The 14,616-nt window shown below is 41.1% G+C and carries 14 protein-coding genes; 8 read left to right on the forward strand and 6 right to left on the reverse strand.

The genetic code is table 11. The annotated features are described in order from the left end of the window. On the forward strand, nucleotides 1-197 hold a 197-nt coding region (locus tag ACFFAP_RS21155; protein ID WP_375513053.1), incomplete at its 5' end, for a hypothetical protein. Nucleotides 198-706: 509 nt separating this feature from the next. Here ACFFAP_RS21155 and pstB read toward each other — a convergent pair. The 5 genes from pstB to ACFFAP_RS21180 all read right to left on the reverse strand — a co-directional run bounded on the left by pstB (nucleotide 707) and on the right by ACFFAP_RS21180 (nucleotide 5,730). Continuing rightward, on the reverse strand, nucleotides 707-1,534 hold the full coding sequence (gene pstB / locus ACFFAP_RS21160; RefSeq protein ID WP_375513054.1) for a phosphate ABC transporter ATP-binding protein PstB: 828 nt from the start codon (nucleotides 1,532-1,534) through the stop codon (nucleotides 707-709). A 50-nt stretch (nucleotides 1,535-1,584) separates the two neighbouring features. Further along, complete coding sequence (gene pstA / locus ACFFAP_RS21165) at nucleotides 1,585-2,484, reverse strand: phosphate ABC transporter permease PstA (protein WP_375513055.1); 900 nt, start codon at nucleotides 2,482-2,484, stop codon at nucleotides 1,585-1,587. 11 nt (nucleotides 2,485-2,495) lie between these two features. Beyond that, on the reverse strand, nucleotides 2,496-3,437 hold the full coding sequence (pstC, locus tag ACFFAP_RS21170; protein ID WP_375513056.1) for a phosphate ABC transporter permease subunit PstC: 942 nt from the start codon (nucleotides 3,435-3,437) through the stop codon (nucleotides 2,496-2,498). Between the two features lie 49 nt (nucleotides 3,438-3,486). After that, on the reverse strand, nucleotides 3,487-4,488 hold the full coding sequence (locus tag ACFFAP_RS21175) for a PstS family phosphate ABC transporter substrate-binding protein (protein WP_375513057.1): 1,002 nt from the start codon (nucleotides 4,486-4,488) through the stop codon (nucleotides 3,487-3,489). Between the two features lie 84 nt (nucleotides 4,489-4,572). After that, the gene (locus tag ACFFAP_RS21180) at nucleotides 4,573-5,730 is read right to left on the reverse strand and encodes a sulfate ABC transporter substrate-binding protein (protein WP_375513058.1); all 1,158 of its coding nucleotides are present in this window, start codon (nucleotides 5,728-5,730) and stop codon (nucleotides 4,573-4,575) included. Nucleotides 5,731-6,239: 509 nt separating this feature from the next. On the opposite strand from ACFFAP_RS21180, the gene ACFFAP_RS21185 reads away from it, so the two are divergent. The 6 genes from ACFFAP_RS21185 to ACFFAP_RS21210 all read left to right on the forward strand — a co-directional run bounded on the left by ACFFAP_RS21185 (nucleotide 6,240) and on the right by ACFFAP_RS21210 (nucleotide 11,516). Then, a complete protein-coding gene (locus tag ACFFAP_RS21185; RefSeq protein WP_375513059.1) occupies nucleotides 6,240-6,455 on the forward strand; it encodes a hypothetical protein in 216 nt (71 codons plus the stop codon). Nucleotides 6,456-6,462: 7 nt separating this feature from the next. Continuing rightward, complete coding sequence (locus ACFFAP_RS21190; RefSeq protein WP_375513060.1) at nucleotides 6,463-6,888, forward strand: type II toxin-antitoxin system VapC family toxin; 426 nt, start codon at nucleotides 6,463-6,465, stop codon at nucleotides 6,886-6,888. A 162-nt stretch (nucleotides 6,889-7,050) separates the two neighbouring features. Next, on the forward strand, nucleotides 7,051-8,622 hold the full coding sequence (locus ACFFAP_RS21195; protein WP_375513061.1) for a metallophosphoesterase family protein: 1,572 nt from the start codon (nucleotides 7,051-7,053) through the stop codon (nucleotides 8,620-8,622). 195 nt (nucleotides 8,623-8,817) lie between these two features. Beyond that, nucleotides 8,818-9,576, forward strand: a complete 759-nt coding sequence (locus ACFFAP_RS21200; protein WP_375513062.1) for a YebC/PmpR family DNA-binding transcriptional regulator — start codon at nucleotides 8,818-8,820, stop codon at nucleotides 9,574-9,576. 211 nt (nucleotides 9,577-9,787) lie between these two features. After that, on the forward strand, nucleotides 9,788-9,958 hold the full coding sequence (locus ACFFAP_RS21205; RefSeq protein ID WP_375513063.1) for a hypothetical protein: 171 nt from the start codon (nucleotides 9,788-9,790) through the stop codon (nucleotides 9,956-9,958). A gap of 301 nt (nucleotides 9,959-10,259) precedes the next feature. Beyond that, the gene (locus ACFFAP_RS21210; protein ID WP_375513064.1) at nucleotides 10,260-11,516 is read left to right on the forward strand and encodes an FAD-dependent hydroxylase; all 1,257 of its coding nucleotides are present in this window, start codon (nucleotides 10,260-10,262) and stop codon (nucleotides 11,514-11,516) included. 3 nt (nucleotides 11,517-11,519) lie between these two features. Here ACFFAP_RS21210 and ACFFAP_RS21215 read toward each other — a convergent pair whose 3' ends face one another. After that, on the reverse strand, nucleotides 11,520-12,140 hold the full coding sequence (locus ACFFAP_RS21215; protein ID WP_375513065.1) for a Uma2 family endonuclease: 621 nt from the start codon (nucleotides 12,138-12,140) through the stop codon (nucleotides 11,520-11,522). Between the two features lie 269 nt (nucleotides 12,141-12,409). Between ACFFAP_RS21215 and ACFFAP_RS21220 the strand changes: the two genes are divergently transcribed. Beyond that, on the forward strand, nucleotides 12,410-14,401 hold the full coding sequence (locus ACFFAP_RS21220) for an MASE1 domain-containing protein (RefSeq protein ID WP_375513066.1): 1,992 nt from the start codon (nucleotides 12,410-12,412) through the stop codon (nucleotides 14,399-14,401). Nucleotides 14,402-14,616 lie beyond the last annotated feature (215 nt).

Here is a 14,616-nt window from a genome sequence, read left to right on the forward strand (position 1 = left end):
ACGGTAGCGGTCTGACTCGTGACGTTAGCGGTCTGACTCGTGACAATGGGGAAGAGTCACTAATGCCCAATACTTCGACACTTCTCTACCTTGGGCTGCGCCCTAAGCGTAGCTATGCCGCAGGCTTTACGGCAAGACTTCGGCGTGAGCGCTCGCTTTTGTCCCTTGCAAACTACTCTGCATACGTGTCAACTTAACGTAAAAGTTATGTCCCGCAAGAAACATCTGTTCTTTGCTAATAGCGAAAGTAATCTAAAGATTACTTAAAATATCACTAAAAATCTTTAGTCTACTGAAGTAGACTTTAGCTATTAGCCTTGAACTAAAGTTCAAAGTGAGTGACGAAGCCAATAGTTAAGTTATTTCTAACTTAAGTTGACACCAATGACAACTGTGCTACCCTTCCACTAAAGTATTTGTAAGCTAAACCACATCTAGTGTTGCATATCTAAAATTTATATAACTCGTGTGGGGTGGGCAGGGTTCGACTGAGCGCTCACACCGAAGTCGAACCCTGCCCTAATTATGCAACTTTTATGTGGAATAACTTATCAAGCTTAAAGTTAAACGTTTTACGCTCTTTTCTTTGTTTTTGTAAGAAATGCAACCTCATCAAAGACGCTACACCCAGCCTTGTTTCCCCAAAAGAGTACACAAGTAAATATGCAATCTTTTATGCGTAACAGCTTAGAAGTGTAATGTCTCTTTAACCAAAGCGTCCACTGATATAATCTTCAGCTTCTTTGGTTTGAGGAGAACTGAACATTTGGACTGTAGGATTAAACTCAACTAATTTTCCACGACGTTTGCCATGCTCATCAATTTCTGTATTGAAGAAAGCGGTGAAATCGGCCACTCTAGAAGCTTGCTGCATATTGTGAGTTACCATAATGATGGTGTATTGCTGCTTGAGTTCTAAGCAGAGTTCTTCTACTTGGCGGCTAGAAATTGGGTCGAGAGCAGAACATGGTTCATCCATCAATAATACATCTGGCTTCATGGCGATCGCTCTTGCTATGCAAAGCCGTTGCTGTTGTCCACCAGATAATGCAGTTCCCTTCTCTTTGAGTTTATCCTTGACTTCATCCCAAATAGCAGCGCGTCTGAGGGAATCTTCCACCAATTCATCAATGTTACCTTTATAACCGTTAGCACGCGGCCCAAAGGAAATGTTTTCGTAGATTGACTTGGGGAAAGGATTCGGTCTTTGAAAAACCATCCCAACTTGGCGGCGTAATTTTACAGAATTTATCTTGGGATCGTAAATATTGCGATCGCGATAATTCAGTCTACCCTCTACCCTAGCTCCAGGGATTAAATCATTCATCCGGTTGAAGCAACGCAGTAAGGTACTTTTCCCACATCCTGAAGGGCCAATAAAAGCAATAATTTGTTTTTCAGGAATCTTTAGGTAGACATCTAAAAGTGCCAGAAATCCCCCATAAAAGACTTTCACCCCTTCAACATTGAATACGCCCTTGTCTTGGTCTATTGTGGCGCTATCTGATTTACTTCTACTATTGCTATAAGTCATTTGGTTGAACTCCAATATCTGTGAATGTATCTAATTAGATATTTAATTACCTAACTTATTGAGAAGCGTTGTCGAATATAAATTGCTACACCATTTAAAACTAAAATCAAGATTAACAACGCAATAATTGTGGCTGCTGCTGCACTAGCAAAACCCGGTTCAGGACGAGTTATGTAACTGTAAATTTGAATGGGTAATGCCATAAATCTCTGAAACAAACCAGGGTTAAAGGTGAGAAAACCCACAGCACCTACAACAATCAGAGAGGCTGCATCACCAATAGCGCGGGATACAGAGATAATCACCCCCGTCAAAATACCAGGAACAGCGTATGGTATGACATGATTGCTGATAGTTCGCCATTTTGTGACACCTAATCCGTAAGAAGCATTTCTCAAGGAATCTGGGACAGCGCGAATTGCTTCTCTAGCTGTCACAATAATTACTGGTAAAGACAACAAAGATAAAGTCAATGCACCGGAAATCAAAGCGGGGCCAAACCCAAGCAAATAATTGAAAACTCCTAAACCTAGTAATCCATAGACGATAGAAGGTACACCCGCTAGATTACTGATATTAATCTCAATAATCGCTGTCCACCAAGCTTTAGGTGCATACTCTTCTAGATATAAAGCTGCTCCTACACCAATGGGAACAGTGACTAAAATCACAACCAGCCCTAAAAGAATGCTGCTGATAATTGCAGGACGAATACCACCTTGGTCAGGAAAACGAGAAGGAGTTTCCGTGAGAAAGCCGGGTGACAAAAATCTGCCTAATCCGTCTTTAAAAATATCAAAAAGTAGCAACGCTAGGATAAATAAACCAATCAGCAATCCTAACAAAAAAAGTACTTCAAATACTTTGCCTAATGTCTCCCTACTTTCAACATTATCGGTAAATTCTGCCGCAGAATCTAGAGAATCATTTTGTTGATAACTTGTAGCCATATCTATTTAGTTTAGTCGTATTTTTCTTTAAAGCGATTAGCAATCCAGTAACTAACAATATTCAAAGCAAGGGTAAGTAGAAACAGAACAGCGCCTACAGCATATAATGTCTTGAAATTGAGACTACCACGCGGACTATCTCCACCAGAAATTTGTGCCATGTAAGCTGTCATGGTTTCTATTGATTCCGCAAAATTAATAGTTAGTCTTGGTTGTTGTCCGGCGGCGATCAGGACAGTCATTGTTTCACCCACAGCTCGAGAAATACCCAAAATAATCGAGGCTATGATTCCAGAAAGCGCAGCTGGTAGAACTACTTTAAAAATGGTTTCCAGTTTAGTGATACCTAAAGCATAAGATCCTTCTCGCAAAGAACGTGGAACTGCTCGGATAGCATCTAAGCTGATAGAACCAACAGTAGGAGTAATCATTACCCCCATCATTAACCCCGCACTCAAAGCGTTGAATATTTCCAGAGGGATAAAATTCCGCAGCAATGGTGTAAGAAACAACAGCGCAAAGTAACCATATACTACTGTGGGTATTCCTGCTAAAAGTTCTACTGCTGGACGTAAAATTGCAGCCACTTTCGGTTCAGCATATTCACTCAAATAAATAGCAGAAGATAAACCCAAAGGAATAGCAACTGCCATTGCAATAGCTGTAGTCAAGAAAGTGCCATTAATCAATGGCCAAACGCCAAAATGTCTATTAGCAAATAAAGGCGTCCATTTAGTATCAAGAAAAAATTGGGCAAAGGAAACTTCTTGGAAAAAACCGAATGTCTCCTGAAAGATAATTACAACAATCCCAAAGGTAGTTAAAACTGAAACTAAAGCACAAGCAAATAAAACTGCCGCAACAATCTTTTCTGAGATATCTTCAGATGGATTTTTATCCAGTGACTGTCTGGATAATAGATAAGGCTCGTCTTGAGAATTGGTATTTTGCATAAACAGTTAAGTTTTAACTACACTCAGACTACAATGACTGAGACTTTATTTAAATAAAGTTTGTGATCGGTTCACCTGGTTTTGCTTTTTTAAACTTTGTCCCAGTTTCACCAGTAGCAAATTTTTGTTTGACTTTGAGGTAAGCTTCATCAGGTAATGCTACATAACCAACACTATCTACCCACTTCCAAGAATTTTCTAGATAAAAATCTACAAATTCTTTTACTGCTGGCTTAGTATCTAAGGATTTTTTACTGACATAGATAAACAGAGGACGAGACAAAGGTGTATAGATATTTTTTATTACATTATCCACTGGAACTGGTTTTTCACACTTGCCTGTGGGACTTTCTACAGCAACTAGATTGAGTTTATCTTGATTTTGAATGTAGTAAGATATCCCTACATAACCCAAGGCTGATACATCACCTGACACTCCTTGAACGAGAAGGTTTTGATTCTGAGTGGCAGTGTAGTCTGTACGGCCATTCTTGGCTTTGCCAGTCACAGCTTGAGTCATATAATCGAATGTTCCTGTATCAGAAGATGGAGCATACAGCTTCAGCTTTTCGTTAGGAAATTTGGGATTAACTTGATTCCAATTCAATATTTTGCCGTCTGATTTGCCGCCCCAAATTTTACCCAGTTCCTTAATAGTTAGACATTTGGCAAAGTTATTTTGGCGGTTTGCAATCACGGCGATGCCATCTAAAGCTATAGGCAACTCTACAAATTTAATATTCTTACTTTGACATTTTTTGATTTCTTCATCTCTAATGGTGCGAGAAGCACCAGCTATATCAAGATCGCCATTACAAAATTTACTGAAACCACCACCAGTACCACTTGAGGCAACGCTTACTTTAGCTTCAGGTTTTACTTTACCGTATTCTTCTGCAACTGCTAAAGAAATAGGAAAACCTACAGCTGCACCATCAATACTCACCTGACTTTTCTTTTCCTCATTACTGCTACAAGCAGTGATACTGCTGGCAATAATCATTAAAAATGTTAGGAAAAGGCTATCTTTAAATCGGTTACAAAAGCTCATAAATTATCAATTGAGATAAAGTGAGTGCGAATTGCTTATGCTTGGCTATTTACAAGTAGATAATGCTGCATGAAAAAATAGATATCATGCTTTCTTCGCAGCTTGAACTTTGTCAAAAATTGCCCCTTCTCCAAAAAACTTTTTCTGAATAATATCCCAACCACCTAAATCTTGAGATGTGAATAAAGTTTTAATTGGCGGATGTTGTGATGCTACTTCTTGGGTAACAGTGGGGTTAACAGGACGATATTGTAATTTTGCAAATTCCCGTTGAGCTTCTGTTGAGTAAAGGAAATCAACAAATGCTTGTGCAACTTCTCTTGTACCGTGCTTATCTACGTTTTTATCGACTATAGCTACAGGATTATCAATGGAAATATTGACTTGGGGTACAACATAAGGTAACTTAGTCCCATTTTTACCCGCCAAAATCACCTCATTTTCGTAGTTGATCAAGACATCTCCCTGACCTTTTTGGAAGAATAAATCGCTAGCCTCACGGGCATCTTTTGTCAGAATAGGAGTATTTTTATAAACTTTGGTGACATAATCTAGCGCTGTGGCTTCGTCACCTCCCGTTAGACTCACCGAACCCCAAAAAGCCAAGAATTCCCAGATAGCAATACCAGAAGTTTTTGGGTTAGCCGCAATCACTTTCACGCCATCTTTTGCCAAGTCTGCCCAAGTATTGATGCCTTTTGGGTTGCCTTCGCGGGTGACGATCGCAGCAACCGATCTACTCACAATACCACTTCTCGGTGATTTTATTTCCCAACCTGATTTAATTAAACCTGCTTGTTGAATTTTGTTGACATCCAGGGGAAGTGCCAAATGTACTATATCTGCTTCTTGCGAACCTGCAATAACAGCACCCGCTTGAGCTACAGAACCTCCATAACTTTGCTCAAATGTGACGTTTTGGTTATGTTCTTGCTTCCACTTTTGGACAAATTTGGGGATTATCTGGTCATGAGCTGCTTTGGTAACAGAGAAAGAAACGAGTTTTAAATTGACATCATTTTTGCTAGCTGAACTGCTTCCAGAGCAGGAGGCAACTGCGATACTCAAAAAAGTACCTATGAGAAACAGACTCACAAAGCTTTGCACAGTGTGTCCATTCAACCAACTTCTAATTGTGTGTTTATACCAGAGTTGTATAGTCTGCAAACCTTTCATGGTATAAGCCTGCATTCCCTCACTTAGGAATTTACTTAGTTGTGTCAGTTGTTGCAACTTGCTCATCAGAATACACCCCTAAATCTACGGCATTTCTAGACGAATACCGTAATTAAAAGAATTATAGGATATATAGAACATTAGTTCTCATCTGGTTTCAATTTTTTTTATTAAGTCAGGAATTTCTCATCAAAGTAGCAAAGGTAGGGTATAAGCTTTGCACTCTGCTTAACTCTAAAAAGCTGATTTATTTACGGACTACATACATTATTAATGTATAAAATACTTACAACAATTTGTTACTAACAATTGGGAAAAAGCCAAAAATTTTTCCCGCTTTTGTCCGTAAAAGACCAAGACCAGTACAACTTCACAGACCCAGAATCTCGGATTATGATAAATAGCCGAGATCAGGGATTTAAGCAATATTAGTTGAGTTGATGAGTTAAGCAATTCTAAAAAATCGATATAATTCGTAAGACAGGTATAAGTATCTTCACTAGTGATTGCGTTGTCTACTCTACCCGTATTGGCACAACCAGTTTAGGATAGACTAAAAGCACTTTTTGCGAAAAATGGTAGAAAAAATTACAGCTGTGTTTAATGGCAAAGTATTCTATCCGGCTGAACCGATCGCACTGCCAATTAATACCCGCGTGCGAATTAGTATTGAAATTTTAGCGCCTGGTGAACATGAAACGGTATCATTTCTGCAAACGGCGCGATCGCTCAACTTAGATGGGCCACCTGATTGGTGTACCAATATAGATAAATATTTATCCGGTAAGTAAACTTTCCATGCATTCTGAAGTCTTTCTTGATACATCATTTGCGATTGCCTTATCTGCGCCGAGCGATCGCTTGCATGACCGAGCCTTACATCTGGCTAAAATGTTACAAGCAGCAGAAACTCGTTTGGTGACAACACAGGCAGTGATGTTGGAAATTGGCAATGCCTTATCCCAACAACCTTATCGTCAAGCGGCAATCATATTATTAAATTCTCTAGTAGCAGACTCCAAAGTAGAAATTGTTCCCCTTTCCCAGGAACTCTACGAACGTGCTTTTGAGCTATATCGGGAACAAATAGAGAAAGAATGGCGATTTGGGGATTGCGTATCTTTTATAGTAATGCAATATAGCGGCATCACTGAAGCACTGACTGCTGATGAGCATTTTCAACAAGCAGGTTTTCGAGCATTACTACGAGAAAATTTGCCTTAAAAATTGGGAATTGGTGATTGGGAATTGGGAATTAGGGACAAGGAGAATTGGGGACTTTGGGGTTAGACTTGTTGCAAGTTCTCACCTCTTGTCCCCCACTCCCCACTCCTTATTATTTCGTTACAATTGGCATGTGCTTTAGGCATTCAAGAGTTATCAGCCATGAAATTGATTTTCGATCCACCGATTCCTGTAAAAATTCAAAAGATGAAGGAACGGGTGCGGTGGATGCATCCAAGTTTTGTACAACGGGGAATTGATCAAACCAGCATAGTTATTGACGATCGCACAGAAGATAGTCCAGAATTTTCCTTTATGGTTATCGGTGATTCTGGCACTAAATCCCATTATCGGCACCACCCCCAACGAAAAGTTGCCGAACTAATGCTGACTCACCGCGATGATTGCAGTTTTGTGTTGCACACAGGCGATGTAATTTATGTGGTTGGTTCCCAAGAGTATTATTCAACAAACTTTATTGAGCCTTACCGGGAATTTCTTGTCGGTGGCGACAAACCAAAAGACATTCCTTATGACCGCATGGTGTTTAATATGCCATTCTTGCCAGTACCAGGTAATCATGATTACTACGATGTACCGTTGATGTACCGTTTATTTACTGGAACAACATCTTCATTGCGTCGCTTGCTGCGCTACAAAGATATCGAGATTGGCTGGCATGGATCGTATCAAGGTAATGCTTATGCACGAGCATTTATGGACTACACCCAGGCGATCGCTTCCCCACAAGAGTTAGAACGTCATTTAGATCGACACTATACTGCTAAAACCGATACAGGGCGCTGTTTGCGTTACGAACCTGGACAGTTTACCCGCTTACCCAATCGCTATTACACCTTTCGTTATGGCGGGATTGATTTTTTTGCTTTAGATTCCAACACCTTTAATACACCATCACCCTTACCTGCAACTCAAGAGGGAGAAATTTACCGCCGCCAATTACAAAAGCGTCGCCAGGAAATAGATCGAGAAGAATTGCAGATATTGGAAATATATGATCGCCTCAACCCCGATAAACCCACCGACGCGGAACAACTCGATGACCTTAGCGCCAAATTAGACCAAATAAACGAGATAAAAATCGATATTGAGAAACAATTGACATCTGAGAAAATGCCTGCGATCGACTTTGAACAACTCGAATGGTTGCGAAGCAGACTCATTGAATCTTGGAACACCTCCGAAGTGCGCGGACGTGTAATCTTTTTCCACCATCCACCCTATGTCACAGAAGCTACTAAGTGGCATCAAGCCCAAACCTTGGCGGTTCGTCACCGCTTGCGCTGGGTGTTTGAACAAGTGGCAGAAACTCTTGGTTCTCTAATTAAAGAACGTCCCATAGTCGATTTGATTTTAAATGGTCACGCTCACTGTTTAGAGCATCTTTGCACAACTGATACCGGATTTGCTGACTCCCACATTAACTGTATTATTTCTGGTGGTAGTGGTCATCGTCCCCGTTGTCAACGCCAAGAGGGGACTGAATTAATGGAGACTTTTACGGAAATTGCAGGTAAACCCACTCGGAAAGTTGCTGATTCAATGCTTTTTGTGGGTCGTCATGATTACAATCTCCAGAACCGCCTGCCTTACTCATGTGTGCGGATTGATGTTCTGGATGGTAGCCCACCCAAGTTTATCATTAGACCGCTTATTACTGAACGGGTTGAAGATGAGTGGTATAACCGCGAACTTAAACCTTTTGTGATTTAAACAGGATGCGATCGCCCATATTTAGCTTGATCTAAAAATACCTTCACCTGTGGTATTCTATTCACAAAATCCTGAGATTTTGGACTTTGACGATAACTTTGCCACTCTGATCTAGCCTTACACAATTATCTGAAGTTATGGTTTTTGCAAGCGTTTATATCTTAATCTTGAATAGAGTTTTGATAATTTCAGATTATGGCAGGACATAGTAAATGGGCAAATATTAAACGCCAAAAAGCGGTAGTAGATGCAAAAAGGGGAAAAACTTTTACTCAGTTATCGCGGGCGATTATCGTTGCAGCTAGAAGTGGCGTACCAGATCCGGCGCTGAATTTTCAACTTCGCACGGCAATTGACAAGGCAAAGGCTGCGAGTATTCCCAATGATAATATTGAACGAGCGATCGCTAAAGGTGCAGGCACGAATGGCGGGGATAATGCTACCTTTGAAGCAATTCGCTACGAAGGTTACGGCCCTGCTGGTGTAGCGATTTTAATCGAAGCCCTCACAGATAATCGTAATCGCACTGCTGCTGACTTGCGTGTAGCTTTTAGTAAAAATGGTGGCAATCTTGGTGAAACAGGTTGTGTTAGCTGGATGTTTGACCAAAAAGGCGTTTGTGTAGTGCAGGCTGTGGTTGACGAGGAAAAGCTTTTAGAAGCATCCCTCGAAGGCGGTGCTGAGTCTTATGAGATGACTGAAGATAAGATGGCTGAGGTTTTTACTGACATTGGCAATTTAGAAACCCTTAACCAGATACTCAAGGATCAAGGCTTTAAGGTAACTGATGCCGAATTGCGCTGGATTCCCGGTAATAGTGTAGAAGTTACTGATCCGGATCAGGCGCGATCGCTTTTCAAGTTAATTGATACTTTAGAAAGCTTGGATGACGTGCAAAATGTCACAGCTAACTTTGATGTGGCAGAAGAATTGATCGCTCTGAGCATTTCTTAATTAAAATTCACACAGCGATCAGAGCCAAACAACACTTCTTTGGATGATGTCCAAAATTTTACATTGTAATTGGAAATGCTAGCAAGTATTCCACGTAAGTCTTATATTTTACGGATGTAAAAATAGACATGAAAGATTCATATCAATTACAAACTTATGACATACGTCTATTGGATAGTTAAGTTGTTGATTACCTGATGAGGATTTTCAAGTGAATAAGTTCGCTAAAGCTTTACTTTTGGCTTTAATTTTTGCTGCACCTGTAACCGTTTTTGCATCTCAAGCTCAAGCTAAAACTACCCATCATGCTAGAGTAAAAGGTGCTAAAGTTCATCACCTTAGACATCACAGGCATCATGCTAAAAACCTAACTCATAAATAGTTACTATTAGTTGTAAAAGTTTCTAGTAGCTTTGTAATAAAGTTTAGTGTTGGTTTGTGCGAAAGTATAATAGTATTATTTAATCCCGTTGAAATCCCTACCAATCAACGGGTTTTTTTAATTCAATACAGTTCAGTTAAGCCCCAAATCCAATGCAAGAGACGTTGCAATTGCTAGTCTCTACATACCTAAAATCAATACCAAAAATCTTTAACCCAAAAGTATTGTTTTTTTATTAACTTGCTCATGAGGGCGCGATCGCGTCAAAATAAGAGTTAAGACGCTGTAACCTAACTTAACAATGGCCCTAACGCAGCTTGAGCAAATTTCCCCTCAACCAACACCGCCAGACTTGCGGGGATATGAATATGATTTGGTAATTGTCGGCGGTGGGATTATTGGGTTAACTCTAGCCTCTGCTTTAAAAGATTCTGGCTTGAGTGTCTTGCTGATTGAGGCATCATTGGCATCAGCGGCGGTAGCTAAAGGGCAAGCCTATGCAGTTCATCAGCTTTCGTCGCTAATTTACCAAGGAATTGGAGTTTGGGACAAAATGTTGCCTCAAATCGCCAAATATTGCCGAGTTCGTCTTTCTGATGCCGATTCTCCCAATGTGGTGGAATTTACCACGAATGATATAGATACAGCAGAGTTAGGTTATGTGGCGGAACACCAAGCGCTGTTGCAGCCTTTGCAGGAGTTTGTCCAAAATTGTGCAAATGTGACTTATCTGTGTCCGGCTGAAGTGGTAAATACGCACTACCACAAGGATATAGTAGCGATAGATATTAAAGTTGGCGATCAGTTGCGGACAGTCAAGAGCAAATTACTGATAGCAGCAGATGGGGCGCGATCGCCGATTCGTCAAGCTGCTGGTATCAAAACCTCTGGCTGGAAATATTGGCAATCTTGCATAGTTGCATTTGTCAAACCAGAAAAACCGCACAACAACACTGCTTACGAGAGATTTTGGTCTAGCGGGCCCTTTGCAATTTTACCTTTACCGGGGAACCGTTGCCGCATTGTATGGACAGCCCCCCACGAAGAAGCAAAAGCTTTATGTGCTTTAGATGATCAGCAATTTTTAAGAGAACTTACCCGTCGCTATGGCGATCAGATGGGGAAATTGGAATTACTGGGCGATCGCTTTGTTTTCCAAGTACAACTCATGCAAAGCGATCGCTATGTTCTCCCCCGACTGGCATTAATTGGTGATGCGGCGCACAATTGCCATCCTGTGGGTGGACAAGGTTTAAATCTAGGTATTCGAGATGCAGCAGCTTTGGCGCAAGTAATCCAAGCAGCGCACCAAGCGGGTAAAGATATTGGCGATATTCAGATTCTTAAAGGTTATGAACGCTGGCGTAAGCTAGAGAACCTGACGATTTTAGGTTTCACCGATTTATTAGATCGGATGTTTTCTAATAACTTCTTACCTGTGGTGGTGGTGCGTCGCCTGGGTTTATGGTTTTTGCAGCGAGTACCTGTATTAAAGGTGTTTATGCTGAAGCTGATGATCGGTTTGAAGGGGCGGACTCCAGAATTAGCAAAACGATAAACGCTAGACGACACCAGCTTGAAAAATCTGGTTTGGGGTGAGATTTAATTCGGGAAAAGTTTGGGAAACAATGCGTTCCCGATCTCGAAACTTACTTATCTGATATTCCCCATCAACTAAGTTACAGACGGAGATTGTCGCTTGTTTGGGGTTACTGATAAAATTACGTCCACCCAAAGCAGCATAATCGACAATCCAGTATTCCGGAATACCCATCTCTTCATACTCAGCATACTTCAAGTAATAATCGTCCCGCCAGTTGGTTGATACAACTTCAATTGCCAAAGCTATCGATGCACCTAAACTAACGATAGATTCTTTTTTCCATAATTTTTCGTTTGCTAGATTTGCACGGTTTAGTACCAACACATCTGGGATGTAACCAGAATCTTTTTCAGGAGGTCTAACTATAACTTGGTTGGGGATGAAGTAGGGCAATCTTAGACGTTTGATTTCAACAGGAATTTCGATACCTAAAAATCCTTTAACTTCTTCGTGTTCCCCTACTGGTTGCGCCATCTCAACAATTTCTCCTTTATGTAATTCGTAGCGTACTCGTCGGTTTTCGGGTAGCCAATCGACAAATTCCTCAAAGGTTACTAGCTTGGGTATGGCTTGAGTCATGGATGATAGAGAATTACTGATGATAGAAATATTATCTCTAATCTAGGGGACTGCGGACAGCTTTTCCACCACGGTTAAGCACCAGGGTATAAATCCGAAAGTGGCGAAACGTATGACAACCCCCCTTTTTTTGAATACCAGCTTGACAAACCGCTTGTTTTAATGGTTTTTGTAAACTACTTTCATGGCTGCTTTATGTTCCGACCATAAAGGAAAAGGGCATTCTATGTAAAGACAAGCAATGTTGATATCAAGCAGCCACTAAACAGATGATTCAACAAAAATCCCCTATATTCCCTCATGGGCTAAGGCAAATTGCAGGCAGCGTTGTTTTGGCGATCGCCTACTATGGAATAGCTGAAATTTCACGGCATCTTGCCTCCACACCCCAGGATGTGACTCCAGTTTGGCCCCCGGATGGAATTGCTGCTGGGGCTGTTTTGTTGTTTGGTAACTGGATCAAGTACGGTGTTTTTCTGGGTTCATTTCTCGCCAACTTCTGGGCGTTCCAAGATCCAACAAGTTTCTTATCCCTGGTGATTTCAACGCTGCCAATTCTCTTAATTGCGATCGGAACAACCCTGGGGACTCTGTTGGGTGCTTTCTTGCTGCGGAAAACTACCAACCTTCGCTATCCCTTAGAACGTGTCACCGACGTGTTCAAATTTTTGATCTTAACCGGCATGGTGGGGCCGATCATCAATGCAACTGTTGGAGTGGCTTGCTTGGCGTTGAGTGGTAAAGTTCCCTGGACAGCGTATGGGACAGTCTGGTTAACCTGGTGGATTTCTAATGTTTCAGGAATTTTTATCGTCAGCCCAATTCTGCTTAGTTGGGGGCAATTCATTCAAAAAAACCGACATCCAATCTGGCAATGGTTATCCCTCAGTTCAACCTCAGAGGATTCTGAAAATCTCCCTCATCTTCAACACTCAAGAGTAAAGTCACACCCTTTAAGATTCTGGTTAATCGTAGAGTCAGTTATCCTGATAGGGTTGGTCATTCTGATCAGTAAAGTTGCTTTTAATGAAGGATATCATCTGGAGTATATGTTGATTCCGATGTTGATCTGGTCTGCCTTTCGCCTGGGTCAACTGGGTACAACGCTGTTAACTTTTATTGTGGCTGCGATCGCAGTAATCGCAACCGTCAATAGCAAAGGTGGTTTTGTAGCTGCGGATCTCAACCAATCTTTGATGCAACTGCAATCGTTTATTGGCGTGATTACACTCACCATTCTTGTGCTAACAGCAACGATCGCAGAACGAGCACAAGCAGAAACCAAGCTGCGTTTAGCTTTTGCCGAATTAGCCAGAACTAATGAAACTCTGGAAGTTCGAGTTCAGCAAAGAATTGAAGAATTGAATCAAAAGAATACGACTCTGAAGCAAACCCTACAAACACTCAAACGAACTCAATTGCAGATGCTTCACAGTGAAAAAATGTCTGCATTGGGACAAATGGTGGCAGGAGTTGCCCATGAAATCAATAACCCGGTTAGTTTCATTGATGGCAACTTAACTTATCTTTCTGAGTATATCCAAGCCTTGTTGAGAGCATTGCAAGTTTACCAACAGCACTATCCAAATCCACCTATTGCCCTGCACGCAGAATTGGATCAACTTGATCTGGACTTTTTACAGGAAGATATAACCAAGATTCTTCAGTCCATGAAAATTGGTACCGAGCGCATCTCTACTATTGTGTTATCGCTGCGGAACTTCTCGCGCTTGGATGAAGCAGAATTGAAAGCGGTAGACATTCATCAAGGGATTGATAGTACCTTGGTGATTTTGCAACATCGATTGCAAGCGACAGCCGATCGCCCACAGATCCAGGTTATTAAAGAGTATGGTCAGTTACCATTGATTGAATGTGATGCTGGCTCCCTTAATCAAGTGTTTATGAATCTTTTGAGCAATGCTATTGATGCATTAGAAGAATCTAATCAGGGGCGTTCGTTCCAAGACATTTCAGCCAACCCCAATGCCATCTGGATTCAAACTCGTCAAATCGATACAAACCAAGTGATGATTATGATTTCTGACAATGGAATAGGCATTTCAAAAGAAATTCGCTCTAAACTATTTGATCCTTTCTTCACCACAAAGCCCGTTGGCAAAGGCACTGGTTTGGGTTTGTTTATGAGCTATCAGATTGTGACCCAGAATCATGGCGGTAATCTTTCGTGTAACTCCACATTAGGGCAAGGCACAAAGTTTGTGATTGAGATTCCTCTAAAAGCTAAGAGAATTGCTTGACACGAGTAAACTCAGCGAGTCCCTCATGAAACTCGCTTCTCTGCAAAACCGTGCTTAATAGTTTCCCATAACTGAACCATCTTCAGTCGTTTTTTACATTTAGAAACTTGGCGTTGTTTGCGCTTTAATGATTTCTCTGACTGACGCAACAGTCTAGGATTCGATGGCTACGGCTGGCTACGCCTACGCATTTGTTATTTCGGGGTTCGCATTTG

This window comes from uncultured Nostoc sp., from assembly GCF_964245575.1.
In the GTDB taxonomy this organism is placed as follows: Bacteria; Cyanobacteriota; Cyanobacteriia; order Cyanobacteriales; family Nostocaceae; genus Nostoc.